This window comes from Bradyrhizobium sp. WSM4874 (assembly GCF_055811835.1).
In genome coordinates this window covers 44,480-69,531 of sequence record NZ_JBVVPR010000033.1, presented here as the reverse complement: position 1 = coordinate 69,531, position 25,052 = coordinate 44,480, and the positions used below count along the sequence as shown (strand labels likewise).

Here is a 25,052-nt window from a genome sequence, read left to right as displayed (position 1 = left end):
TCAGACCTGCGAGAAATGGCTGGTTTGCGGCAGCAATAGCCGATATCCCGGGGCAGATTTGCGGGGCGTTGTCTCATTGTCGCGAGACGGCGTCTTGCCGGTGAGACGAGGACGAGAACCGAGATGACCGAACCCGCTTACGTCGCGGTGGACTGGGGCACCAGCAGCTTCCGGCTCTGGTTGATCGATCGTACCGGCGTGGTGCTGGCCGAACGGCGCAGCGATGAGGGCATGCTGGCGGCGGCAAAGACCGGCTTCGCGGCCGTGCTGCAATCGCATCTTGCCGCCGTCGAAGCACCAGCTCATCTGCCGGTTCTGGTCTGCGGCATGGCCGGCGCCAAGACGGGCTGGGTCGAAGCCGGATATGTCGATACACCGGCGCCGCTCGCGGCCGTTCTGAAGCAGGCTGCGCGGGTGCCGGGCGAGACGCGCGATATACGCATCCTGCCGGGTATTGCGCAGCGCGATGCAAAAGCGCCCGACGTGATGCGCGGCGAGGAGACGCAATTGCTCGGCGCCCTCGGGCTCGATGCCGCCGGCGAAGCGCTGGTCTGCATGCCCGGCACGCATTCGAAATGGGTGCGCCTGAAGGACGGCACGGTTGCGCATTTCTCCACCTTCATGACCGGCGAGCTCTTCAGCGCCGTGTCGCGCGAGACGATTTTGTCGCTTGCGGTCGCAGGCGCCGAGGACGCCGAGGATGTCGCGAGTTTCCAGGCGGCGGTGAAAGCCGCGTATGAAGCGCCGGCCTTCGCCGCCAATTTTCTGTTCGGCGCGCGGTCGCGGCAGCTTTTGTTCGGGGGCACACCGGCCGCGGCGCGCGAAACGCTGTCGGGAACGTTGATCGGCGTCGAGCTGGCGGCAGGGCTGTCCGGCGCGATGCCGAAAGCAGGAATCACGCTGATTGCCTCGGGGCGGCTCGCAATGCTGTACCGGCTGGCTTTCGACACACTGTCGGTCACTGTGAACCCGGTCGATGCCGATGAAGCCGTCCGCCGCGGTCTGTCGATGGCGGCTGCCGCGATCTGGACGAAATGAGAGGACTGTTGAGATGAGCGTTCCCTTTCCGGCGATGAAGCGGCCACTGGTCGCGATCCTGCGCGGCGTGAAGCCCGAGGAGACGCAGGCCATCGTCGGCGTGCTGATCGAAGCCGGCATGACCGCAATCGAGATCCCGCTGAACTCGCCGGACCCGTTCCGCTCCATCGCGACAGCCGTGAAACAGGCGCCGGCGGACGTGCTGATCGGCGCCGGCACGGTGCTGACCACCGCAGATGTCGATCGTCTCAACGATGTCGGCGGCAAGCTGATGGTGTCGCCGAATGTCGATACACAGGTGCTCACGCGTGCGCATCAATACGCCATGGTGACGTTGCCGGGCGTGTTTTCGCCGACCGAGGCGCTGCTTGCCGCGCGCTCCGGCGCATCGGGCCTGAAATTCTTTCCGGCAAGCGTGCTCGGTGCGTCCGGCATTGCCGCGATCCGTGCCGTGCTGCCTGCCGGCGTGATGATTGCCGCCGTCGGCGGCGTCTCCGACCAGAACTTTGCGGAGTACATCAAGGGCGGCGTCACCGTGTTCGGGCTCGGCTCCAGCCTCTACAAGCCTGGCATGACGGCAACGGACGTTGCCGCTCGCGCAAAATTGACGATCGCGGCCTACGATCGGGCGATTGCGAAAGACTGAGCCCGCAATAAACAAGCCGTGATGCGGTCACACCCGCGCGTTATCCTATCTTGCTGGACCAGCGAGATCAGGAGACCGACATGGCGATCAACAACGTGGCCGATCTGTTCGTGGCAACGCTCGAACAGGCCGGTGTCAAGCGCATCTACGGCATCGTCGGCGACAGCCTGAATGCATTGACCGAAGCGCTGCGACGGCGCGGCACGATCGAGTGGATCCATGTCCGGCACGAGGAGGTTGCGGCCTTCGCCGCTGCCGGGGAAGCGGAGATGACGGGCAGCCTTGCGGTGTGCGCGGGCTCGTGTGGTCCGGGCAATCTGCATCTGATCAACGGCCTGTTTGACGCACACCGCAGCCGCGTGCCCGTGCTGGCGATCGCGGCGCAAATCCCGACCGCCGAGATCGGCAGCGGCTATTTCCAGGAGACGCATCCGCAAAACCTGTTCCGCGAGTGCAGCCATTATTGCGAGCTGGTCTCGGATCCGAGTCAGCTGCCTTACGTGCTGGAAAACGCCATCCGTGCGGCGGTGGGCATGCGCGGTGTTGCGGTCGTCGCCATGCCGGGCGACGTCGCGTTCCGCTCGCCACCCAAGCGTGCGCTGTCGACGGCGCGTGGCCTTGCGCTGTCCGCGCCGAAAATCGTGCCGCAAGCCGATGAACTGAAGGCGCTTGCGGACCTCCTCAACGGCGCCGAGCGCATTACCCTGTTCTGCGGTCGCGGCTGCGCCGGCGCGCATGCGCCGCTGATGCAGCTTGCGGAAACCTTGAAGAGCCCGATCGTGCATGCGCTGGGCGGCAAGGAGCATGTCGAATACGACAATCCGTACGACGTCGGCATGACCGGCTTCATCGGCTTCTCCTCCGGCTATGCCGCCATGCACGCCTGCGACGCGCTGGTGATGCTCGGCACGGATTTTCCCTACAAGCAGTTCTTCCCGACCGATGCGAAGATCGCGCAGGTCGACATCCGTCCGGAAAATCTCGGGCGCCGCTGCAAGATCGATCTCGGCCTCGTCGGCGACGTCAAGCTCACCCTTGAGGCGCTGCTGCCGCTTCTGAAATCCAAGACGCAGCGCAGGCACCTCGACGATGCGATCGCGCACTATAAGAAGGCGCGCGAGGGCCTGGACTCACTCGCAAAGGGCACGCCGGGCACCAAACCAATCCATCCGCAATACCTGGCCAAGGTCATCAGCGACCACGCCTCAGAGGATGCCGCGTTCACCGCCGACGTCGGCACACCCACGGTGTGGGCCGCGCGCTATCTCGACATGAACGGTCGCCGCCGGCTGATCGGCTCGTTCGTGCACGGCTCGATGGCCAACGCCATGCCGCAGGCGATCGGCGCGCAGGCCGCGCGGCCCGGCCGGCAGGTGATCTCGCTTTCGGGCGACGGCGGCTTCACCATGCTGATGGGCGATCTGATCACGCTGACGCAGATGAAGCTGCCGGTGAAGGTGGTCATCTTCAACAACGGCGTGCTCGGCTTCGTCGCACTGGAAATGAAGGCGGCCGGCTTCGTCGACACCAATGTCGATCTGGAGAATCCGGACTTCGCGGCGATGGCGCGCGCGATGGGCATCTTCGCAAGGCGCGTCGAGGATCCCGGCGAGCTCCCGGGAGCGGTGAAGGACATGCTGGCCCACGACGGGCCGGCGCTGCTCGACGTGGTCACGGCGAAGCAGGAGCTGTCGATGCCGCCGACCATCACGCCCGAACAGATCAAGGGATTCAGCCTCTGGGTCTTGCGCGCCGTGATGAACGGCCGCGGCGACGAGGTCGTCGATCTCGCCAAGACCAATCTGCTGCCGCGCTAACCCCGCTTGACCGACGGCACCGGCAGCCGCTCATGGCGGCGCTGGAAGCGTTGCCAGTGCAGGACGATCCCGATCAGCAGCGCCGGCACGAAGCCGAGCGTGATCAGGAAATGCGGCAGCTGCGCCGGCGAGATGAACGCAATGCCGATGTCGGAGATCAGCCAGAGTGCTGCGAACATCACGGCGAAATCGGTGCGCGGGCAGCGCAGATAGTAGAACACGGCGGTGATGACGACGGCGGGTCCGATGGCGATGCCGATCATCACCGTCGTCAGCTCCTTCGGCGTCAGCGCGTCGAGCACCATCGCTGCCAGCAGCCAGAGCGCGGCGAACATGGCGATGATGTCGAGCGGATGCCTCAACCCAATACCTCTCGTGAGAGACGCGCTATCGTTGGGGCCCAGGCCTTGGCCGTCAAGGGAAAATGCGCCTATTCCTCGTCGTTTCCGGGCGTCGGCCGCAGCATGAAATGGCCAAAGGCCGTGGCGATCGGCTTGTTCGCATCGTCCTGCCAGGCCCGCGCCTCGAAGGCGACGATGCGCCGGCCCTGTTTCACAATCGAGACGTTGGCGATGGTGTCGAGCGCGCGGCCCGAGCGCAGATAGTTGACGGTCAATCCGATCGGCTTGGGCAGTGCGGCGGCGCCGAGCTCGCGCGCCACTCCGAAGATCGCGGTGGTCTCGAGGAAGGCGCCGGTCATGCCGCCATGAATCGCGGGCAGGATCGGGTTGCCGATGATCTTTGGCGAGAACGGCATCGTCAGTGTGTCGTCGTCATTGACGCGAATGCCGAGGCAGCGCGCGAACGGGCTGTTGGCGAACGGGCCTTCCGGATCGTCCGGCGCCTCCAGCGATGGAATGCCGGGCGAATCCGTCCTGCGGTCCGCAAGCATGTTGGTGCGGTTGGCGCCGATCATGAAGCAGGCGGTCGCGGTCGCGACCGGATCGTCCTCGGACTCCTGATAGGCGGTGGAGCGCACGAAGGCGATCGAACGCGTGGTGCGGTAGCAGACCGAATGCGCTTTGATGTCGAGGCCCGGCGTCGCCGGCTTCTGATAGTCGATGCGCAGATCGAGTGTCGCGATCGCGCTTGTACCGTCGAGCGCGAGTTGCACCGCCATGCCGCAGCTCTCGTCCAGCATCGCGGTGACGACGCCGCCATGCAGGACGCCGGTCTCGGTGTCGCCGACGAAGACGGGCCGGTAGGGCAGGCTGGACCAGGCCTCGCGCGGTGCGAAGCGGTCGAGCTGAAGCCCGCTGATCTGGCCGTAATCGGAGCGCCGGCCCCTGATCGCTTCGGCGAGGTCCTCGAACGAAAGTGTGGTCGGTGAGCTGGACATGACGACGTTCTAGACCAGTGGCGGGCGCGGCGCAAAACCCCGGATGCGTGTCCCGCGGCAGGCGTGCCGGGGGCGGTTTGGCCTCGACAGGGCGGGCCGAAGCAACGATGGTGGGCGCCTCGTTCGTTCGACTAGCCGCAAGGAGTGCCCATGGCCGATCCCGAAATGCCCGCCACCAGCCAGGGGCCCGTCATCATTTCGACCTCGAGCTCGGAGCGGGCGCCAATCATCTATTTCGACGGCGCATCCTGCTTCGGACACCACAACGGCGCCATTCAGATCGAACTCGCCGCGAACCTCCTGATGCCGGTCGGCGCCGCCGTCAGGGTTGACGTCGTTCAGACCGCGCATCTGCGCTGCAGCGTGGCCGCCGCGCTGGCGCTGCGCGAAGCGCTCGAAAAGGCGCTGGCAATGTACCAGCAGGGCCAGCAGCAGCCCCGGCCGGAGGAAATTCCGACGGTGAAGAACTGAGGCCGTTAGCGGATCGCAGTTAATGCGATCAACGCGCTCAGCTCACATGCACCTTCGGCTTCCTGCCGTCGTTCCACTTGCCGTCGATCGCGCGCTCGATCTGGGCGGCGAGTTGCAGCAGGAGGCCGTCATTGGCCTGTTTCGCAATCGCCTGGATGCCGAGCGGCAGGCCGTGGTCCTGCGTCGCCATCGGCATCGAGATCGCGGGCATGCCGCAGAGATTGGCGAGCGGCGTGAAGGCGAAGAAGCGCCAGAGATTGCCGAACCAGTCGAGCACGTCGGGGTTGTCTGAGATGGTGAGATATTCACGGGTGCCGACCTTCGGCGTCGGCAGCGCGGTGATCGGGGTCAGGATCACGTCCCACTGCTCGAAGAAGGCGCCGAAGGCGCGCGAGGTCGTGTTGAACACGCCCTGCATCTTCGCCCGCTCGGCGAAGCTCGTGTGCCGGCCGGCTTCCCAGATCCGGATGTTCATGGGCTCGATGAGGTCTTCCGGGGGCCGTTCCAGCCCGCGCGCGGCGAGCATGTTGGAGATCACCACGGCAAAATTCGAGATATAGCAGGTGGTCTGCGCCTCGAACGCGGCGCGGAAGTCGAGCTCGGGCAGGGCGTAGTCGACGTGATGGCCGAGGCCTTCGAGGAAACGGCCGGCCTTCGCCAGCTCGGCCGCGATCTCGGGCGTCGCGGTATAGTCCCCCCAGCTGTGCGACAGCGCGATGCGAAGTTTTGACGGATCGCGCTTGATCATCTCTGAATAAGGCTGCGCCGTGGTCCAGAACGGCATGAACTCGCCGGGCGCCGCTCCCCTTGCATGATCGACGAAGGCGGCGGTGTCGCGCACCGAGCGCGACTGGCAGCCCTGGATCGAGACAAGGCCGGTGAGATCGGACATGTGCGGTGCGAGCGAGAACACGCCGCGCGAGACCTTCAGCCCGATATTGCCGTTGACACCGGCAGGAATGCGGATGGAGCCGCCGCCGTCGGTCGCATGCGCGATTGGCACCACGCCCGCGGCCACCATCGCGGCGCTTCCCGCCGACGAGCCGCAGGTGGTGTAATCGGTGTCCCAGGGATTGCGCGTGACATAGACGGCCGGATTGTCGGCCGAGCTGCATACGCCGAATTCCGGCGTCGTGGTGCGTCCGATCAGGTTCAGTCCGGCCTGGCGGAATTTGCCGGTCAGGAACGTGTCGGCGCTGGCGCGATTGCCGCGCATTAGCAGCGAGCCCATCTCCTGGAGCCGGCCCTTCATGGTCGGGCCGAGGTCCTTCATCAGGAAGGGCAGGCCGGCGAACGGGCCGGCAAGATTGGCGCCGTCCTTGGCGGGATCGGCGATCACGTCGTCGAACAGCTCGACCACGCCGGACAGTGCCGGATTGACCTTGGCGACGCCCGCGGCGGCCTGGCGCGCCAATTCCTTCGCCGTGAGCTCGCCCTTGCGGACGCGCGCAGCCAGCCCCACGCCATCGTGCTGCGCCCATTCGTTCCAGCTCATCGGAAAAGTCATGCGATCCAAACCTCTTCATGCGGCGCCACCTTAGTTTCGCACGGGAACACTTTAATCAACTGAGCGGCGCGAAGGGCAGGGTTGCGCCGGATGGAGAGGTAAGCCCGCATTGCATGCGTACGCATCAATTCGAGAGCTTAGCGATCACCGCGACCGGGCCGCCGCCGGCGGGGCCCTGGTGCTCGGCGCCGCCGGAGACATAGACCGCCCCGGTGCCGGCGAGGCCGGCAATCAGGCCGCCGACGGCAGCCCGGGCGTGCCGTGTCGAGCTGATATCGGTATCTTCCAGCATGGTGTGTCGGAAGCCGCGCACGCTGCCATCAGGCGAGGCCTCGGCCTTGGCGAAGACGTTGACAAGCTCGCGGCCGGTCGTCGTCTGCGGCGCGGCACCGAGCCCAACGCTCTCCAGCGCCGCAAGCACCGCGGCGGCGTCGATCGCATCGCTCATTACGGCATGCCCGATCTCGAATTCGCTCGTCGAGGACATAGCGTTGCCGAGCACGATGACCACGTTGTGCATCAGCTCGATTCCGGACGATGTCGAGGCGACGTTCGAGAACAGATCGTAGCGTCGCAGCACGTCCTCGCCGCGAATGTCGGTTGCGATCTCGCCGAGCGCGACTGCAACGCCGAGCGCGGAGGCGCCGCGGGAATAGGCCATCGAACTGTAGGCGCTGGTCGTCACCGTCTTGTTGCCGCGCGCATTCGCTGCCGCAACGCGCTCACTGGTGAGCAGCGGGCACTTGATCTGCACGAAGTGGACGTCGGCGGGATCGGCGATGCCGGCATCCTCCGTCGCGGCCTTCACGGCGTCGGCTGTCTCCATGATCTGAGCGGAGCGGCCGAGTTCTTCCGGGAGAAAATCCCGCGTGTGCGCCATGCCGATGCTCAGGCGCTTGCCGGCGGTGCCTGCCGGGCGCTGCAGAACGTCGCGGCGCGTGAACACGGTGATGTGCGGGCTCAGCACGCCCTCGGTGCCGCCGGACATCACGAAAGCGATGCGCTGCTCGACCTCCTGCGGCGAGAGCCCGAGCTGCGGCGCCAGCGCCGTGCACAGCGCGGCAACGGCATATTCCCGGGTAAAGTCGTTGACGCCGCCATTGCCTTCGGTCTTGCCGAGGATGGCCAGGATGGATGTCGGATCGATCGCGCCGGAGCCGATCATGCTGATCAATCCGGAGACGTCGCCGGGGCCGTGGGTGGCGACCTTGAAGACGCCGACCGATGTCGTCCGCATTATAGTCCTCACATGGGGTTCAGGAGCCCGGCGGACAAAACAGCCGCTGAACCGGGGCGCCTGTCAAGGTGTCGAGGCAATTCCCATCGTCGTCCTGGCGAACGCCAGGACCCATTACCCCCAGGGGGAGTTTCGCGAAGGCTCGTCGTTCGGCACGCCTACCGCCCACAATCGATGTATCACGCGGTATGGGTCCTGGCTTCGCCAGGACGACAGCAGGATGTGCGTCGTCTTCCCACGCTCCCACGATTGTGGCGAGATCGCATCGGCCCGACAAAAAATCCCCTGTCGACGGTCGTCCGCCGCACCTTGATGAATCAGCCCCGAATGGTCCATAAGCGGCGTCCCGCAGCCGGTGGTTCGCCTCCGCGATGCGTGCTTGGTTAGAGAGGTTCTCGCGTGGCAAATATCAACCAGAAAATTGCGCAGGAGCTTGGGGTTCGGGCGGAGCAGGTCGAGGCGACAGTGGCGCTGCTCGACGGCGGCGCCACGGTTCCCTTCATCGCCCGCTACCGCAAGGAAGCGACCGGTGCGCTCGACGACGCGCAATTGCGCACGCTCGAGGAGCGCCTGGGTTACCTGCGCGAGCTCGAAGACCGCCGCAAGGCCATCCTCGAATCGGTCCGCGATCAGGGCAAGCTCGATGCCGCGCTGGAAGCCTCCATTCTCGCCGCCGACAGCAAGGCACGCCTCGAAGACATCTATCTGCCGTTCAAGCCGAAGCGCCGCACCAAGGCCGAGATCGCCAAGGAAGCCGGCCTCGAGCCGCTCGCCAATCAGCTCATGGCCGAGCCCACCAACGATCCGAAGGTCGTTGCCGAAGCCTTCGTCAATGCCGAGAAGGGCGTTGCCGATGCCGCTGCAGCACTCGACGGTGCCCGCGCCATCCTGGTCGAGCGTTTCGACGAAGACGCCGACCTGATCGGTGCGCTTCGCGAGGAGGTGTGGACCAATGCGCGCATGACATCCAAGGTGCGCGACGGCAAGAAAACCGAGGGCGAAAAGTTTGCCGATTATTTCGAGTTCTCCGAGCCGCTGACGAAGCTGCCCTCGCACCGCATCCTCGCGATGTTCCGCGGCGAGAAGGAAGAGATCCTCGATCTTCAGATCCAGGCCGAGACCGAAGCATCGCCGCCGGGCGTGCCGAGTGTCTATGAGCTGAAGATCATGAAGCGGTTCGGCATCGCCGACCTCAAGCGCGCCGGCGACCGCTGGATGATCGACACCGTGCGCTGGGCCTGGCGCACCAAGATCCAGGTGCATCTCAACATCGACCTGCGCATGCGGCTGTGGAATGCGGCCGAGACCGAGGCCGTGCGCGTGTTTGCCTCGAACCTGCGCGACTTGCTGCTCGCGGCGCCAGCCGGCACCCGTGTCACCATGGGTCTCGATCCCGGCTTCCGCACCGGCGTCAAGGTTGCCGTCACCGACGCGACCGGCAAGGTGGTGGATACCGCCGTGATCTATCCGCACGAGCCGCAGCGGCAGTGGAACGAGGCGCTGGCGATCCTCGGCAAGCTCGCGCTGAAACATCGCGTCGAGCTGATCGCGATCGGCAACGGCACCGCCTCGCGCGAGACCGACAAGCTCGCGGCCGATCTCGCCAAGGGTCTGCCCGACTTGAAGATGACCAAGATCGTGGTGTCGGAAGCCGGCGCTTCGGTCTATTCGGCCTCGGCTTTCGCCTCGGAGGAGTTGCCGGGCCTCGACGTCACCCTGCGCGGCGCAGTGTCGATCGCGCGGCGGCTCCAGGATCCGCTGGCCGAGCTGGTCAAGATCGAACCCAAGGCGATCGGCGTCGGCCAGTACCAGCACGACCTCGGCCAGGCCAAGCTTGCCAAATCGCTCGACGCCGTGGTCGAAGACTGCGTGAATGCCGTCGGCGTCGACGTCAACACCGCGTCCGCTCCGCTGCTCGCGCGCGTGTCGGGTGTCGGCTCCGGCCTGGCCTCGAGCATCGTGGCACACCGCGACGCCAACGGGCCGTTCAAGTCGCGCAAGGCGCTGAAGGACGTGCCGCGGCTCGGCCCCAAGGCGTTCGAGCAGTGCGCCGGCTTCCTGCGCATTCTCGGCGGCGAGGACCCGCTCGACGCCTCCGGCGTGCATCCGGAAGCCTATCCGGTGGTGCGCCGGATCCTCAGCGCGACCAAGAGCGACATCAAGGCGCTGATCGGCAGCAGCGACATCGTTCGCACGCTGAAGCCGAAAGACTTTGTGGACGAGACGTTTGGTCTGCCGACCGTCACCGATATCCTGCGCGAGCTCGAGAAGCCCGGCCGCGACCCGCGTCCGGCGTTCAAGGCCGCTGTGTTCATGGATGGCGTCGAGGAGATCAAGCACCTCAAGAAGGGCATGATCCTCGAGGGCACCGTGACCAACGTCGCCGCGTTCGGCGCCTTCGTGGACATCGGCGTGCACCAGGACGGCCTGGTGCACATTTCGGCGATGTCCAGGACCTACATCAAGGATCCGCGCGAGGTGGTGAAGCCCGGCGACATCGTCAAGGTGAAGGTGCTGGACTTCGAGGTCGCGCGCAAGCGCATCTCGCTGACATTGCGCCTCGACGACGAAGTCGGCGCCAAGAAGGAAGCGCCCGGCATGCAGCGGGACAACAGCTCACGCAACCCCTCCCGCATGACTTCGTCGGCCCCGCGCCAGCAGGAATCTTCCGGTGGCGGCGGCGCCCTCGCCGAAGCGCTGCGCCGCGCGGCCGAGAAGAACGGCGGCAAGCGGGCGTAGGTACTTAAGCCCTCCCCGCTCTTCTGCGGGGAGAGGTCGGATCGTCTCCGTACGTTGAGCTGCTCAACAACCGGAGAGTTCTCTCCACGTCGTCATTGCGAGCGCAGCGAAGCAATCCAGACTGCCTCCGCCCGGACAGTCTGGATTGCTTCGTCGCAAGGGCTCCTCGCAATGACGAGGAGAGAGCGCGGGTCCGCCTCCCTGACACCCGCGTCAGAATCTGGCGCGTTTGTAAGTTGAAGGTGCCGGTCCCTTGCTTTCATCTGAGCCTCCTCGCGCGGCAGGTATCGCTGCGCAGCACGGAGGACGCTTCGATGGACAACAGGATTCTCAAAGGCCTTACGGCGGTGTCGATCGCCGCGGTGATGGCGCTCGCTTCGCCTGTGCTCGCCCGTGGCGGAGGTCACGGCGGTGGCGGCTTTGGCGGTGGCGGGCATTTCGGTGGCGGCGGCATGCACGCCGGTGGCTTCGGTGGTATGCACGTTGGCGGCATGGGCGGCGCCCGCTTCGCACATGCGGCGATCGGGCCGCGCTTCGCTGGCTCCGGCTGGCACGGCAGGCCGTTCATCGGCCGCCACGCCTTCTTCCGGCACCACCATCGCTTCTTCTTCGGAGCACCTTTCATCTACGCCGGCTACAATGACGGCTGCTGGCGCAGGAGCTTGACGCCCTATGGGTGGCAATGGGTCAATGTGTGCGGAGACAGTTGGTACTAGCATCGCCGTACCGCACCATTGTCGCGATCGTCATCGGGCGGTTCCGCTCAGCCCCGGAACGGGATAGTCTGGTGACGATCGTCGCGCGGAGTTTGTCATGACCGGAGCTCACCGCCGCATTCTGGTCGTCGAGGACGATGCGGAAACCGCAGGCCAGCTCGTCGAAGAGCTGACGATTTCCGGCTACGACGTCGATCTCGCCGCCACCGGGCGCGAAGCCCTCAGCCACGGCGCCGCGCGCGACTATGCCGTGATCACCATCGACCGCATGCTGCCCGACATCGACGGCATCACCGTGATGCGCCAGTTGCGCGACGACGGCATCGCCGCGCCATTCCTGATCATCTCGGCGCTGGGCGAAGTCGACGACCGCGTGCGCGGCTTGCGCGCCGGCGGCGACGATTATCTTGTCAAGCCGTTCTCCTTCACCGAATTGCTGGCGCGGCTGGAGGCACTCGGCCGGCGCAGCGACACCGTTGCCAAGGAGACGATCCTGCGGGTCGGCGATCTCGCCATCGACCTGATTGCACGCAGCGCCAGCCGCCGCGCCAGGAAGATTCCGCTATTGCCGCGGGAATTCCAGCTGCTCGAATATCTGGTCCGCAACGAGGGCCGCGTCGTTTCGCGTGCGATGCTGCTCCAGCACGTCTGGGATTTGCACTTCGATCCGTCCACGAACATCATCGACGTCTATGTCGGGCGCGTCCGTCGCAAGGTCGATGATGCCCAGGCCTATCCGCTGATCCACACCATCCGCGGCATCGGATATTGTCTCCGTGCTCCTGGCTAAAACGCTCCGCTCCTCGACCTTCCGCCTTGCGCTGATCGCGATCGGAACGTTCGGGCTGATCGTCGCGGCGATCATGACCTATGTCTATTTCGGCACGATCGCCTATGTGCAGAGCCGGGTCGGCGACGCCGGCGATCACAGCGGCTTCACCGCGATGATCGAGCTCGCAATGGCTGTGGTAGCCGTGCTGATGCTGGTGCTCGCCGGGCTCGCCGCGGTGCTGGTGACGCGCCGCACGGTCGGGCGAATCGAGGAGATCAACGCCACCAGCCGCGCCATCATGATGTCCGGCCTCGACCAGCGCATTCCCTTGCGCGGCAGTCACGACGAGTGGGACCGCGTCGCCGAAAACCTCAACCAGATGCTCGATCGCATCGAGACTTTGATGGGCGAGGTCAAGCAGGTCAGCGACAACGTCGCTCATGATTTGCGTACGCCGCTGACGCGCATGCGCGGCCGGCTGGAAAAGGCCTATCACGCCCCTCGCAATGGCGAAACCGACGCAGCGCTGATCGGCGACACCATCGCGGATCTCGACGCCGTGCTCGGCATGTTTGCCTCCATCACCCGCATCTCGGAGATCGAGACCCGCGCCCGCCGCAGCGCGTTTCGCACCCTCAATCTCGCCGAGATCGCCGGCGAGGTCGTCGAGCTCTACGATGCCGCCGCCGAACAGGTCGCGACGCGGCTCAGCCTGGGCGGCGACCGCGAGGTGGCGATTATTGGCGATCGCGACCTCCTGTTCGACGCCATCGCCAATCTCGTCGACAACGCGATCAAGCACGGCTGCCAAGGCGGGCAGGTGACCGTCACCTGCCGCAGTGCCAACGAGGCGGCAGTGATCGCGATCGCCGACGATGGTCCGGGCATTCCGGCGGATCAGCGCGATCACGTGTTCAAGCGCTTCTACCGGCTCGAGCAGAGCCGCTACACCCCGGGTAACGGTCTTGGCCTGAGTCTGGTCGCGGCAGTTGCCGGCCTCCATGGCGCCGAGATTGCCCTGCACGACAACGCGCCGGGCCTGACGGTCCAGCTCAGCTTCCCGCCGCACCCGTCTTAGAGTTCGATCACGCCGCGGCGGGCCGCATGTGCCACCGCATCGGTGCGGCCGGTGGCATCGAGCTTGTCGAGCAGCGAGCCGACGTGGAATTTCACGGTATGCACGGAAATGTTGAGCTGACGCGCGATCATCTTGTTGGAGCCACCTTCCGCCATCAGTGCCAGCACGTCGAGCTCGCGCTGCGTCAGCGCGATATCGTCGGGCATGATGCGCGGATCGCGAGTGACAATCGTCGCGGCGGCCTTCTCGCCGGGGTTGGCGAGGCGAAGTCCGGCGATATTGCCGAGCAGAGCCGCGAGGCGATCGGCGAGGGCGGGATCGTCGATCTCCAGGGACAGCACGATCTCGGGCGCGATGTCCTCGCTCACGCCTCGGGCCTCTCGCCGACCGTGACCTTGAAGCTGACCGGTTCGCCGCCGCGGTGCGCGGTCACGTCGACGACCGCGCCCACGCTCGCCGGACCGAGCGTCCGCGACAGCGCACGTACGCCGGACAGCTTCTGGTCGTTGACCGCGACGATGACGTCGCCCTGGCGGATGCCGGCCGCGGCCGAAGGTCCGGCCTTGTCGACATTCATCACCATCGCGCCGACGCCGTCGTCGAGCCGCACCGGCTGCAGTCCGAGACCGAGATATCCGCGTGCGATGTGGCCGCGGGCCTCTAATTGTGCCGCGACCCGTTCGATCGTCGCCGTCGGGATCACCAGCACACGCCTCGGGCCGAGCACAGCCATGCCGAAGGAGTCGCCCGATGCATCGAGCGCGAGGCCGCCCTGCTGGCTGGAGCGCAAGCGGACGTCGAGCTCGATCCGCGCGTCGATGTCGCCGCCGCGCAAGGAGCGCCAGCTCTTGCCTGAGGCCGATACCATCCCGAGCGTGGCGCTCGGCGCATCGCGGTTGGTGGCGACGACGACCGACAACGCGCCCAGGGGCGGCACAATTGTGGACAGCTTGACCGGGGTCATCGCAGTATCGGCGCGCAACAGTGCGATATCCGTCGTATGGTCGCGACCCGCGATCGTGGCAGCCGCGGTGCTGCCGTCGGGGAGGCCGATCTCGACGTCGCCCTCGTCGGCCAAGGCCTCGTCGGCGGTGACGATCAGGCCGGGTTTCCAGACGAAGCCAGTGGCGCGGGAGCGATGCGAATGCACGGCGACGACGGACGGCGCAGTGCGCGCCACCACATCTGCGAGTGCGGACGACAGCGAGGTCAGGGGAGTTGAGTCGGTCATAGCAGGCTCCTGTAAGCTGTCCTCAATCTGGGATGTCGCGGGCAATTGCGAAACTGGCCGGATGGCCAGGACCGGGACGGACCTCCGTAGGACCGCGGCCGACGAACATGTGATTGGGAGCCGCTCACGGCAACGTGTAGCAATCAAGATAATGCGCCGCACGGCCCTAAACGCTTCCAGCGAGCCCTGACCGATGACCATCGACCTGACCCGCCGTACTCTGCTTCAACTCGCCGGCGCCACCTCGCTTGCAATGGCGGCGGCCGGCGCGGCGCGCGCCGAGGGCGCACCACAGGGCGGTGGGCCGACCTACGCCAGCCGCACGCCGATGCGGGTCGGCATGGTGACGCTCCGGGTGAAAAACCTCGACAAGGTCGCCGAGTACTATCGCGACGTGATCGGCCTTACCGTCTTGGAGCGCTCTGCGAGCGCCGCCAAGCTCGGCACAGCCGGTATCACGCTGCTGGTGCTGGAGGCCCGTCCTAACGCTGAGATCGAGCCGCGCAATGCCGCCGGCCTCTACCATACCGCGTTCTTGATGCCGACACGCAAGGACCTCGCGCGCTGGCTGGTAGCAGCCGCCTCGCATCGCGTGCCGCTGTCGGGCTTTGCCGATCATCTCGTCAGCGAATCCGTCTATCTCGACGATCCCGAAGGCAACGGCATCGAGGTCTATGCCGACCGCGATCCCTCGCAATGGCAGTGGAGCGAGGGCAGCGTGAAGATGGCGTCCGACGAGCTCAACATTCCCGACCTGCTGTCGCTGACCAATGCGCGCGTGCCTGATTATGCGAAGGCGCCGGACGGTTTGCGCATCGGCCACATGCATCTGCGTGTCGGCGACCTCGCGCAGGCCGAGCGCTTCTATCACGGCGCCGTCGGCCTGGACCCGACCCGCAGCCGCAACGGTGCTGCGTTCCTGTCGTCGGGCCGCTACCACCATCACCTCGGCATGAACGTCTGGCAGAGCCAGGGTGCCGGCCAACGCGACGATCAGGCAACGGGGCTCGCCTGGTTTTCGCTGGTGACGGAGAAGCCGGACCTGCTTGCTGCGCAGGACGAGCGCCTGCGCAAGGGCGGCGCGAAAGTCACGGCGCTGGCGGACGGCGTGGAGGCGATCGATCCCTGGGGCACGCGGGTGCGGCTGATCAGGGTTTGATCGCCGGCGCGAGCGTTGGTAATACCGGTCTGGCGCTGGCCAGTTTCCGGGATTCACATCTGACATGTCCGATTTTCGCGGCGTCTTCCCCTATCTCGTCTCGCCCGTCGACGCCGACGGCGCGGTGCGGACGAATGTGCTCGCAAAACTCTGCGACGATCTGATCGGCGCCGGTGTCCACGGTCTGACCCCGCTCGGCTCGACCGGCGAGTTCGCCTATCTCAATGCCGCCCAACGCACCGCGGTGGTGCAGACCACGATCGAGGCAGCCAAGGGGCGTGTGCCTGTTGTCGCGGGCGTGGCCTCCACCTCGACGGCGGACGCGGTGGCGCAGGCGAAAGCGTATCAGAAGCTCGGCGCCGACGGCATTCTGGCGATTCTGGAAGCGTATTTCCCGCTCGCCGAGGCCCAAATCGAATCCTATTTTCGCGCCATTGCGGATGCCGTGGACATCCCTGTCGTCATCTACACCAATCCGCAATTCCAGCGCTCCGATCTCACCCTCGACACCATCGCGCGCCTCGCCGAACACCCGCGCATCGGCTACATCAAGGACGCCTCGACCAACACCGGCCGGCTGCTCTCGATCATGAACCGCTGCGGAGATGCCTTGCGGGTGTTCTCGGCCTCCGCCCACATTCCAGCCGCGGTGATGCTGATCGGCGGGCTCGGCTGGATGGCGGGCCCGGCCTGCATCATCCCGCGCCAGAGCGTCGCGCTCTACGACCTCTGCAAGGCCGGCCGCTGGGATGAGGCGATGGCGCTCCAGCGCAGGCTGTGGCGCATCAACGAGGCCTTTGCCCGCTTCAACCTGGCGGCCTGCATCAAGGCCGGATTGGCCATCCAGGGTTACGATGTCGGCGATCCCGTCCCGCCGCAGGCCGCTCTCACCGCCGATGCGCGCAAGGTGGTGGAAGCGGCCTTGCGGGAGCTTGGCTAGCCGTCCATAGGACGGCTTCGCTTGCGCTCGCCTATGCCCGGCATGACGAAATCGTGGATATACCGCCTAAAACCGCGGCTGGCCTCGCATGCCTCGATCCGCTAAAAGGCGGCCGCACTTTGAGGCTTAGAGGACCCCACGGAATGAACATTCTTCCCGGCAATTTGCGTTTCGGAGCGGGGCAGCCCGTCAAGCGTTTGGAAGACCAGCGACTGCTCACCGGGAAGGGGCAGTTCATCGACGACAAGCCGGAAGATGGCGCGCTGTGGTTGTACCTGCTGCGCTCGCCCCATGCCCACGCGAAGATCGTCTCGATCGACACTGGCGCTGCCACTGCAATGCCCGGCGTGACCGCGGTCTACACCGGCGCCGACCTCGTCAAGGACGACATCGGCGTCATCCCGACGCTGAGCATCTTCAAGCGCCCCGACGGCAAGCCGATGACGGTGCCGCCACGCCGCCTGCTCGCGCACGAAATCGTGCGCTACGCCGGCGAGGCCGTGGCCGCCGTGGTGGCCTCCTCGCGTGCCGACGCGCAGACCGCGGCCGAAGCGATCGTGGTCGAGTATGACGTGCAGCCGGCCGTGGTCGATCCCGTCGAGGCGGTCAAACCCGGTGCGCCTGTGGTGTGGCCGGAGGCGCCCGACAACATCGTCGGCGCGATGAGCTACGGCGATGCCGCCAAGGTGGACGAGGCTTTTGCCAGGGCGGCGCATACCGTCGAGCTCGATCTCGTCAGCCAGCGCCTGGTGCCGTCGGCCATGGAGCCGCGCTCGACCATTGCCGAGATCGACAAGAAATCCGGCCGCCTTCTGCTGCATGTGCAGTCGCAGACACCCGCCTCGACCCGTGACGTGCTGGCCGAGGCCGTGCTGAAGCGTCCGAAGGACAGCGTTCGCGTGCTGGTCGGCGATATCGGCGGCGGCTTTGGCCAGAAGACCAACCTCTATCCCGAGGACGGCATCGTCGCCTATGCGGCAACCAAGCTGAACAAGAAGATCCGCTGGCGCGGCGACCGCACCGACGAATTCGTCGGTGGCACCCACGGCCGCGATCTCACCTCGACCGCTTCCTTCGCGCTCGACGAGAAGGGCAAGGTGCTGGCCTATCGCGTCAGCTCGATCGGCTGTACCGGCGCGTATTCCTCGGGCGCGGCCAACATCATTCCGCTGGTGCTGGGGCCATTCGTGCAGACCGGCGTCTACGATCTGCCGCTGGTGCATTTCGAGGTGAAGTCGGTGATGACCCACACCGCACCCGTCGGCGCCTATCGCGGGGCGGGCCGGCCGGAGGCCGTGTTCATCGTCGAGCGCCTGTTCGACGCGGCCGCGCGGAAAATCGGCATGGATCCGCGCGCGATCCGGAAAGCCAACTACATCAAGCCTGCGCAACTACCCTACACCAACGCCGCAGGGCAGGTTTACGATTCCGGCGCCTTCGCGCACATGCTCGATCGCGCCGTGAAGCTCGCCGACTGGGACGGCTTTGCCGCGCGCAAGAAGGCGGCGAAGAAGAAGGGCCTGCTCTACGGCCGCGGCCTCACCTCCTATATCGAATGGACCGGCGGCCGCGCCCACACCGAAAAGGTCAGTCTGCACGCGACGTCGGAAGGCCGCGTCATTCTGCATTCCGGTACCATGGCGATGGGGCAGGGATTGCAGACCACCTACACCCAGATGATCTCCGACACGCTCGGCATTGCCATGGACAAGATCGACGTGGTCCAGGGCGACACGGATCTGGCGACGGGCTTCGGCAGCGTCGGATCGCGTTCGCTGTTCGTCGGCGGCACGGCGGTCGCGGTCTCCTCCAACGATCTGATCCAGAAGGCGCGCGAGAAGGCGGCGAACGTGCTGGAGACCTCGATCGAGGACATCGAATACCAGGGTGGCATGCTCACCGTGGTCGGCACCGACCGCCGTATCAGCCTGTTCGACATTGCCGAGAAAGAAGGCGGCGCGAAACTCAGCGTCGATTCCGAAGGCGAAGTGGACGGTCCGAGCTGGCCGAACGGCACCCATATCTGCGAGGTCGAGATCGATCCGGAGACCGGCGTCTCCAAGGTCGTGCGCTACACCACGGTCGACGACGTCGGTGTCGCCGTGAACCCGATGCTGGTCACCGGCCAGATCCATGGCGGTGTCGCGCAAGGCATCGGCCAGGCGCTGTACGAAGGCGTCTCCTACGATGCCGACGGTCAGCTCCTCACCGCGAGCTATCAGGACTACTGCATCCCGCGCGCCGACGACGTTCCCCCGATCGTGGTGACGCTCGACGATTCCGCGCCCTGCCGCACAAATCCGCTCGGCGCCAAGGGCTGCGGCGAATCCGGCGCCATCGGCGGCCCCCCCTGCGTCACCAACGGCGTGATGGATGCGCTCGCCGAACTCGGCATCACCCAGCTCAACACGCCCCTGACGCCGCAGAAGATCTGGCAGGCGATCCGGGACGCGAAGGTGGGGTAGTTGTAGTCTGCGCCGTCGCAACAATCACAATTGTCGTCCCGGCGAAGGCCGGGACCCATAACCACCGAGTCCAATTTGGCGACGGCTGGTGGTGACCAGCTTCGTGCTACAACTTCGTCACGGCGTATGGGTCCCGGCCCCCCGTGCGCAATGGCGCACCAGGCCGGGACGACAGCGAGAATGTAGCGCCGGTACCCCTCAAATTCCCAGCATCATCTTCGCGATGATATCGCGCTGGATCTCCGAGGTGCCGCCGAAGATCGTATAGGCGCGGCCGTTGAGATATTCCGGCACGACAGTCAGCATCTCGTCCGGCATCGGCGGCTCATGGTTGAGCCTGTAAAGCGGGCGCATCGGCTCGACCGCGAGGGCGTCGTGGCCGATCACGTCGGCGCCGAGCCGCGTCACGGCCTGCCGGATCTCGCTATTGCGCAGCTTCAGGATCGACGACACCGCACCGGGATTCTGTCCGGTCTGCAATGCCGACAGCACGCGCAGCTCGGTCATCTCCAGCGCGTCGATGTCGACCTCGACCTCGGAGATGCGCGTCGCGATATCGAGGCTGTCGATCGCGCGCCCCGTCAGGTCGGACTCGGCGAGATCCGCGATCGCCTTCAGCCCCTCGCGCAATTTTGCCGAAGCGATGCCGGAGCCGCGCTCGAACTCGAGCAGATATTTGCCGTAGGTCCAGCCCTTGCCTTCCTCGCCGACGCGGTTGGCCACGGGCACCCGCACGTCGTCGAAGAACACCTGGTTGACCTCGTGGTCGCCGCCGATTGTGAGGATGGGTCGCGTGGTGATGCCCGGTGTCTTCATGTCGATCAGGATGAAGCTGATGCCATCCTGCTGCCGCGGGCCGTCGCTGGTGCGCACCAGCGCGAACATGCGGTTGGCGTGGTGGGCATGCGTGGTCCAGATCTTGGTGCCGTTGATGATGTAGTCGTCGCCGTCGCGCACCGCGCGCGTCTTCAGCGACGAGAGATCGGAGCCGGAGCCCGGCTCGGAATAGCCCTGGCACCAATAATCCTCGCCGGAGAGAATGCGCGGCAGGTAGAAGTTTTTCTGCTCCGGCGAGCCGAAGCCGATGATGACGGGGCCGACCATCTTCATGCCCATCACGTTGACATTGGGCACGCCGGCCCGCGCGCTTTCGGTCTCGAAGATCCAGCGCTGCGCCGGCGTCCAGTCGGGACCGCCATGCTCGACCGGCCAGCCCGGCGCGCCCCAGCCCTGCTTGTGCAGCGTGCGCTGCCAGGCCATGCCGATATCGGGGTCGGAGAACACCGACGGCGTCAGCGCAGTCGCGCGCTTCATCTCTTCGGTGAGATTTTTGGCAATGAAGCCGCGCACCTCGTCCTGGAAGGCGCGCTCCTCGGCATTGAACGACAGGTCCATGATGCGCTCCTTGTATCAGGCAGGCACGGTGGTGCGGCCAAGCAGGGCGTGGCGGCCATAATGGTGGGCGCTGCCGCCGAACAGCGTGTCGAACGCGACCAGCCGCTTGAAATAGGCGCCGACCTCGAGCTCCTCGGTGACACCCATGCCGCCGTGAAGCTGGATCGCCTGCTCGCCGACGAAGCGCCCGGATCTGCCGATCTTCGCCTTCGCGCCGGAGGCGGCCCGCGCGCGCTCGACCGGATCGGCATCGACCTTCAGCGCGGCGCGTAGCGCCATCGAGCGCGCTTCGTCGACCTGCACCGCCATGTCGGCGAGGCGGTGGCGGATCACCTGGTTGGCCGAGAGCGGCCGACCGAACTGCTTTCGGATTTTGGTGTACTCCAGCGTGGTGTCCAGCAACACCTGCATGATGCCGACGGCCTCGGCACCGAGCGCGGCCATGGCGCGGTCAACAGCCCATTCGATTGCCGGTAGCGCGTCGCGGCCATTGCCGAGCAACGCATCCTCCGGCAGTTGCGCATCCGACAGCACGATGTTGCAGGCGCGCCCGCCGCCGAGGCGCTCGTAGTCGGAGATGGCAACATTCGGCGTCGTCGCCGGCACCAGGAATAGGCCGATCCGCGCCGATGGCCCCTGATGATCATGGATATGGGCGGAGACGATGATCTCGTCGGCGGCGTGGCCGTCGAGCACGGCAATCTTGTTGCCGGCAAGGCGCCAGCCTTGCGCCGTCTTGTGGGCGGTGGTTGCGACCTTGGCAAGGTCGAACCGCGCCGCGCGCTCGGAATGCGCGAGCGCGAGCTTCAACGATCCGTCCGCGATCTTCGGCAGGATTGCCTGCTTCTGCGCCGTGCTGCCGCATCGCTCGATCAACGCAGCGCCAAGCACGACTGTCGCGATATACGGCTCCGACACCAGCCCGCGGCCGAATGCTTCCATTAAAATGCCGATCTCGACCGCGCTGCCGCCGAGCCCGCCAAACTCCTCCGCGATCGGCAATGCAAGCCAGCCGAGTTCGGCGAATTGCGTCCACACCGCCGGGCTGAAGCCGAGCGGGTCGTTCGCCATCTTGCGGCGGTGATCGGCATCGTAGCTTTCGGCCACGAAGCGCTCCGCGCTTTCGCGCAGCAGCCGTTGCTCGTCGGTGAGATTGAGATCCATCCCGTCTACTCCGCGGCCGCCGGCGGCTTGCGCACGGAGGGGTGCAGGCCGGATGGATCGACCACCATGCCGAACTCCTGAAGATTATGCGCGTGACAGAGCTGATGCAGCGCAAAGGCCTGGTCGATTGCGGCCGGTTGTCCCATGACATCGACCGAGCGGTTCACAGCTTCCTTGGTCAGCTTCAGCGCAAAGGACGGTTTTGAAGCGATTTTGCGCGCCAGCTCCAGCACGCGCGATGAAAGCTCCGCGCGCGGCACGACCCGGTTGACCATGCCGAGCTGATGCGCCTCCTGCGCGCTCCAGCTGTCTGCGGTGAACAGGAATTCCTTGGCCTTGCGCGGGCCGAGCTCCCAGGGATGCACGAACCATTCGACGCCGCAGACACCCATGGTGACCACGGGATCGCAGAACTGCGCGTCGTCGCTGGCGACGATGAGATCGCAGGCCCAGGCCAGCATCAGCCCGCCGGCGATGCATTTGCCGTGCACCTCTGCAATCGTGGGCTTGGCGAGGTTGCGCCAGCGCCGCGTGATCTGGAGATAGATCTCCTGCTCGCGCGCGAAGCGGCCATGGGCGTTTGATTCAGCGAAGCCGCCCCAATTTCCGATCGGCGGAAAATCCACGCCTGCTTCATTCTTGCTGCCGGGTCGCAGGTCATGGCCCGAGGAAAAGTGCGGACCATTGCCGGCGAGAATGATGACCTTAACCGTATCGTCCTGCACCGCCTCATCGAAGGCGGCGTTGAGATCGTAGGTCATTTGCAGGTTCTGCGCGTTGCGCGCGTCGGGCCGGTTCATCACGATCCGGGCAATCGCCGGCTCCGGCCTCTCCACGAGGATGGTCTCGAACGAACTCATCGCGTTCCCCTGGCGTTCCCGACCCGGTATTATTGTTCCCTCAAGTTGACTATTACAGCCGGGATTAAGCAAGAGGCTTGCGTACATCGGCTGCTTTTCGCGGCCTCGGCCCGGACGCAAGATGTCTGGCATCTCGCGCATGCAATCTGGTAGCTTGCGTCCGATTCCACCGGGAGAAATTTGATGCGCAAGATCCTGACCGTGCTGGCGGCGCTGGCCTCGTTGAGCCTCACCAATTGCGGCTATAACGCGATCCAGAGCGAGGACGAGCAGATCAAGGCCAACTGGTCCGAGGTCGTGAACCAGTATCAGCGCCGCGCCGATCTCGTGCCCAACCTCGTCAACTCGGTGAAGGGTTTTGCGCAGCAGGAGAAGGACGTGCTGCTCGGCGTCACCAATGCCCGCGCCAAGGTCGGCAGCATCCAGGCGACGCCCGAGGTGCTGAACGATCCCGCCGCATTCCAGAAATTCCAGGCCGCCCAGGGCGAGCTCTCCGGCGCGCTGTCGCGGCTGCTGGTGGTCACCGAGAACTACCCGCAGCTCAAGTCGGATGCGCTGTTCAAGGATTTGATGTCGCAGCTCGAGGGCACCGAGAACCGCATCACGGTGGCGCGCAACCGCTACATCAAGGCGGTACAGGACTACAACGTCACCATCCGTTCGTTCCCGAGCAACGTCACCGCGATGATGTTCGGCTACAAGGAGAAGCCGAACTTCTCGGTCGAGAACGAGAAGGCAATCTCGACCGCACCGAAGGTCGATTTCAATCCGGCACCCGCGCCGTCGAAGTAAGTGCGCGCTTTTTTGCGCATGCGCCTAGCCCCACCCACCGCCGTCATTCCCCGCGAAAGCGGGGAATCCAGTACGCCGCGGCTTCACCGTATCCCGCCGGCGTCTCTGGAATACTGGATCGCCCGGTCGAGCCGGGCGATGACAGCGCATGTGTGGCGAGCGATAGTCGCCGTCGCATTCTCATTCTTCCTCACCTTTGCGCTTCCCGCCTCAGCCGATGTGGCCGTACCCCAGCTCACCGGCCGCGTGGTCGATCAGACCGGCACGCTCTCCAGCGGAGACATCGCAGCGTTGTCGCAAAAGCTGCAGGACTTCGAGACCCGCAAGGGCAGCCAGCTCGTCGTCCTGATCGTGCCGACGACGGATCCGGAGACGATCGAGCAGTTCGCGATCCGCGTTGCTGAGGCCTGGAAGATCGGGCGCAAGAAGGTCGACGACGGCGCCATCCTCGTCGTGGCCAAGAACGACCGGCATTTGCGCATCGAGGTCGGTTACGGCCTCGAGGGCGCGCTCACCGACGTCACGTCGCGGCGCATCATCGATGAAGCCATCACGCCGAAATTCAGGAGTGGCGATTTCGCTGGCGGCATCACGGCGGGGGTCGATCGCATGATCCGCGTCATCGATGGAGAGCCGCTGCCGACGCCCTCGCGCAGCGTGAATTTCGGGGATTGGAACGACATCGAGCCGCTTTTTTTCTTCCTGCTGTTCGGTCCGCTGGTCATCGGCGGCGTCCTGCGCTCAATGTTCGGGCGGCTGTTCGGTTCAGGGATCACCGGAGCGATCGTTGGTGTCATCGCCTGGTTCGTGATCGGCTCTGCGGTGATCGGACTGGGCGTCGGTTTGCTCGGCGCTGTCCTGACGTTTATTGCCGATCTGTTTGGGGTGGGATCGGGCACGGGATCCTCGCGTCGCGGCTCGTGGTCGAGCGGTTCGTCATCCGGCGGCTGGAGCAGCGGGTCGTCGTCGAGCGGCGGCTTCAGTGGCGGTGGCGGCAGCTTTGGCGGCGGCGGTGCTTCGGGGAGCTGGTAGGTCATGAGCATCAGGCGCATCACCCGGCATCTGCTCCAGCACCATTGGCGTGCCAAGCAGGTGTTCCCGAAGGGCGTGCTCGACCGCATCGAGCAGGCGATCAAGCGCGGCGAAGCCAGCCATTCCGGGCAGGTTCGCTTCGTGGTCGAAGGCGCGCTCGACGGCGGCGCCCTGTTTCGCAACCAGCCGGCGCGCGAGCGCGCGCTCGACGTCTTCTCGCAGCTGCGCATCTGGGACACCGCGCACAACAACGGCGTTCTGATTTACCTGCTGCTCGCCGACCGCGACGTCGAGATCATCGCCGACCGCGGTATCGATGCGAAGGTTGGCGCCGAGGGATGGGAGAGCATCTGCCGCGCCATGGAGGCGGAGTTCGCCTCGGGGCAGTTCGAGCGCGGCGTGATCGGCGGGATTGAGGCCGTGTCCCGGGAGCTGGCAAAGCATTTCCCGCCGCAAGGACCGCATGCAAACGAGCTGCCGGATGCACCGGTGGTGATGTAGCCGCTACAAGCAGGCGGTGACGGAGTCCCGCTGTCGTCCTGGCGAAAGCCAGGACCCATTACCCCAGGGAGAAGTCTGGCGAAGATTCATCGTTCGGGACGCCTGCTGCGTACAACCGATGGATATCGCGGTATGGGTCCTGGCTTTCGCCAG

The 25,052-nt window shown here is 65.7% G+C and carries 23 protein-coding genes; 14 read left to right on the top strand and 9 right to left on the bottom strand.

Annotated features, from left to right (window positions below; translation table 11 throughout):
* The first annotated feature begins 123 nt into the window (after positions 1-123).
* From AC0L3P_RS28045 to poxB, 3 genes are all read left to right on the top strand, one after another.
* Positions 124-1,038, top strand: coding sequence for a 2-dehydro-3-deoxygalactonokinase (locus tag AC0L3P_RS28045; protein WP_354061752.1), 915 nt, complete (start codon positions 124-126; stop codon positions 1,036-1,038).
* 13 nt (positions 1,039-1,051) lie between these two features.
* On the top strand, positions 1,052-1,684 hold the full coding sequence (locus AC0L3P_RS28040; protein ID WP_354061754.1) for a 2-dehydro-3-deoxy-6-phosphogalactonate aldolase: 633 nt from the start codon (positions 1,052-1,054) through the stop codon (positions 1,682-1,684).
* 80 nt (positions 1,685-1,764) lie between these two features.
* Positions 1,765-3,501: a ubiquinone-dependent pyruvate dehydrogenase gene (poxB, locus tag AC0L3P_RS28035; RefSeq protein WP_473306951.1), complete on the top strand. Its 1,737-nt coding sequence runs from the start codon at positions 1,765-1,767 to the stop codon at positions 3,499-3,501.
* On the opposite strand, the gene AC0L3P_RS28030 is transcribed toward poxB, so the two are convergent.
* The gene (locus AC0L3P_RS28030; RefSeq protein ID WP_473306950.1) at positions 3,498-3,863 is read right to left on the bottom strand and encodes a hypothetical protein; all 366 of its coding nucleotides are present in this window, start codon (positions 3,861-3,863) and stop codon (positions 3,498-3,500) included. The genes poxB and AC0L3P_RS28030 overlap by 4 nt on opposite strands.
* A 68-nt stretch (positions 3,864-3,931) precedes the next feature.
* Positions 3,932-4,840 (bottom strand): PaaI family thioesterase, encoded by a 909-nt coding sequence (locus AC0L3P_RS28025; RefSeq protein ID WP_473306948.1) that lies wholly within the window; start codon positions 4,838-4,840, stop codon positions 3,932-3,934.
* Between the two features lie 150 nt (positions 4,841-4,990).
* Between AC0L3P_RS28025 and AC0L3P_RS28020 the strand changes: the two genes are divergently transcribed.
* Positions 4,991-5,311, top strand: coding sequence for a hypothetical protein (locus AC0L3P_RS28020; protein WP_354208051.1), 321 nt, complete (start codon positions 4,991-4,993; stop codon positions 5,309-5,311).
* 37 nt (positions 5,312-5,348) lie between these two features.
* Here AC0L3P_RS28020 and AC0L3P_RS28015 read toward each other — a convergent pair whose 3' ends face one another.
* Together AC0L3P_RS28015 and atzD are read right to left on the bottom strand one after the other, a co-directional pair.
* On the bottom strand, positions 5,349-6,818 hold the full coding sequence (locus tag AC0L3P_RS28015) for an amidase (protein WP_473306947.1): 1,470 nt from the start codon (positions 6,816-6,818) through the stop codon (positions 5,349-5,351).
* 124 nt (positions 6,819-6,942) lie between these two features.
* On the bottom strand, positions 6,943-8,055 hold the full coding sequence (gene atzD / locus AC0L3P_RS28010; RefSeq protein WP_275173610.1) for a cyanuric acid amidohydrolase: 1,113 nt from the start codon (positions 8,053-8,055) through the stop codon (positions 6,943-6,945).
* Positions 8,056-8,454: 399 nt separating this feature from the next.
* On the opposite strand from atzD, the gene AC0L3P_RS28005 reads away from it, so the two are divergent.
* The 4 genes from AC0L3P_RS28005 to AC0L3P_RS27990 all read left to right on the top strand — a co-directional run bounded on the left by AC0L3P_RS28005 (position 8,455) and on the right by AC0L3P_RS27990 (position 13,360).
* A complete protein-coding gene (locus tag AC0L3P_RS28005) occupies positions 8,455-10,794 on the top strand; it encodes a Tex family protein (protein ID WP_473306946.1) in 2,340 nt (779 codons plus the stop codon).
* 314 nt (positions 10,795-11,108) lie between these two features.
* Positions 11,109-11,510, top strand: a complete 402-nt coding sequence (locus AC0L3P_RS28000) for a hypothetical protein (protein WP_473306943.1) — start codon at positions 11,109-11,111, stop codon at positions 11,508-11,510.
* A gap of 97 nt (positions 11,511-11,607) precedes the next feature.
* On the top strand, positions 11,608-12,300 hold the full coding sequence (locus AC0L3P_RS27995) for a response regulator transcription factor (RefSeq protein ID WP_354208041.1): 693 nt from the start codon (positions 11,608-11,610) through the stop codon (positions 12,298-12,300).
* Positions 12,287-13,360 carry a sensor histidine kinase gene (locus AC0L3P_RS27990; protein WP_354208039.1) on the top strand — a complete coding sequence of 358 codons (1,074 nt, stop codon included), beginning with the start codon at positions 12,287-12,289 and terminating at the stop codon, positions 13,358-13,360. The genes AC0L3P_RS27995 and AC0L3P_RS27990 overlap by 14 nt, the downstream gene beginning before the upstream one ends.
* Here the strand turns inward: AC0L3P_RS27990 and AC0L3P_RS27985 are convergent.
* Positions 13,357-13,728 (bottom strand): response regulator transcription factor, encoded by a 372-nt coding sequence (locus tag AC0L3P_RS27985; RefSeq protein ID WP_275173615.1) that lies wholly within the window; start codon positions 13,726-13,728, stop codon positions 13,357-13,359. The two genes, AC0L3P_RS27990 and AC0L3P_RS27985, sit on opposite strands and share 4 nt — an antisense overlap.
* On the bottom strand, positions 13,725-14,591 hold the full coding sequence (locus AC0L3P_RS27980; RefSeq protein ID WP_275173616.1) for a S1C family serine protease: 867 nt from the start codon (positions 14,589-14,591) through the stop codon (positions 13,725-13,727). The genes AC0L3P_RS27985 and AC0L3P_RS27980 overlap by 4 nt, the downstream gene beginning before the upstream one ends.
* A gap of 193 nt (positions 14,592-14,784) precedes the next feature.
* Here AC0L3P_RS27980 and AC0L3P_RS27975 point away from each other — a divergent pair, with 193 nt between their 5' ends.
* The 3 genes from AC0L3P_RS27975 (at position 14,785) to AC0L3P_RS27965 (ending at position 19,155) form a co-directional block, all read left to right on the top strand.
* The gene (locus AC0L3P_RS27975) at positions 14,785-15,750 is read left to right on the top strand and encodes a VOC family protein (RefSeq protein WP_473306937.1); all 966 of its coding nucleotides are present in this window, start codon (positions 14,785-14,787) and stop codon (positions 15,748-15,750) included.
* Positions 15,751-15,814: 64 nt separating this feature from the next.
* Positions 15,815-16,690 (top strand): dihydrodipicolinate synthase family protein, encoded by an 876-nt coding sequence (locus AC0L3P_RS27970; RefSeq protein ID WP_473306935.1) that lies wholly within the window; start codon positions 15,815-15,817, stop codon positions 16,688-16,690.
* 143 nt (positions 16,691-16,833) lie between these two features.
* The gene (locus tag AC0L3P_RS27965; RefSeq protein ID WP_473306933.1) at positions 16,834-19,155 is read left to right on the top strand and encodes a xanthine dehydrogenase family protein molybdopterin-binding subunit; all 2,322 of its coding nucleotides are present in this window, start codon (positions 16,834-16,836) and stop codon (positions 19,153-19,155) included.
* A 198-nt stretch (positions 19,156-19,353) separates the two neighbouring features.
* Here the strand turns inward: AC0L3P_RS27965 and AC0L3P_RS27960 are convergent, their stop codons facing one another.
* Genes AC0L3P_RS27960 through AC0L3P_RS27950 form a run of 3 tightly spaced genes read right to left on the bottom strand, consistent with a single transcriptional unit; the run spans position 19,354 to position 22,574 of the window.
* Positions 19,354-20,550 carry an acyl-CoA dehydrogenase family protein gene (locus AC0L3P_RS27960; RefSeq protein WP_473306929.1) on the bottom strand — a complete coding sequence of 399 codons (1,197 nt, stop codon included), beginning with the start codon at positions 20,548-20,550 and terminating at the stop codon, positions 19,354-19,356.
* 15 nt (positions 20,551-20,565) lie between these two features.
* Positions 20,566-21,714 (bottom strand): acyl-CoA dehydrogenase family protein, encoded by a 1,149-nt coding sequence (locus tag AC0L3P_RS27955; protein WP_275173621.1) that lies wholly within the window; start codon positions 21,712-21,714, stop codon positions 20,566-20,568.
* Positions 21,715-21,719: 5 nt separating this feature from the next.
* Positions 21,720-22,574 (bottom strand): enoyl-CoA hydratase, encoded by an 855-nt coding sequence (locus AC0L3P_RS27950; RefSeq protein WP_275173622.1) that lies wholly within the window; start codon positions 22,572-22,574, stop codon positions 21,720-21,722.
* 183 nt (positions 22,575-22,757) lie between these two features.
* Here AC0L3P_RS27950 and AC0L3P_RS27945 point away from each other — a divergent pair, with 183 nt between their 5' ends.
* The 3 genes from AC0L3P_RS27945 to AC0L3P_RS27935 all read left to right on the top strand — a co-directional run bounded on the left by AC0L3P_RS27945 (position 22,758) and on the right by AC0L3P_RS27935 (position 24,899).
* Positions 22,758-23,366 carry a LemA family protein gene (locus AC0L3P_RS27945; protein ID WP_275173623.1) on the top strand — a complete coding sequence of 203 codons (609 nt, stop codon included), beginning with the start codon at positions 22,758-22,760 and terminating at the stop codon, positions 23,364-23,366.
* A 138-nt stretch (positions 23,367-23,504) separates the two neighbouring features.
* Positions 23,505-24,398 (top strand): TPM domain-containing protein, encoded by an 894-nt coding sequence (locus AC0L3P_RS27940; protein ID WP_275173624.1) that lies wholly within the window; start codon positions 23,505-23,507, stop codon positions 24,396-24,398.
* A gap of 3 nt (positions 24,399-24,401) precedes the next feature.
* Positions 24,402-24,899, top strand: coding sequence for a TPM domain-containing protein (locus AC0L3P_RS27935; protein ID WP_473306924.1), 498 nt, complete (start codon positions 24,402-24,404; stop codon positions 24,897-24,899).
* Positions 24,900-25,052: the final 153 nt, after the last annotated feature.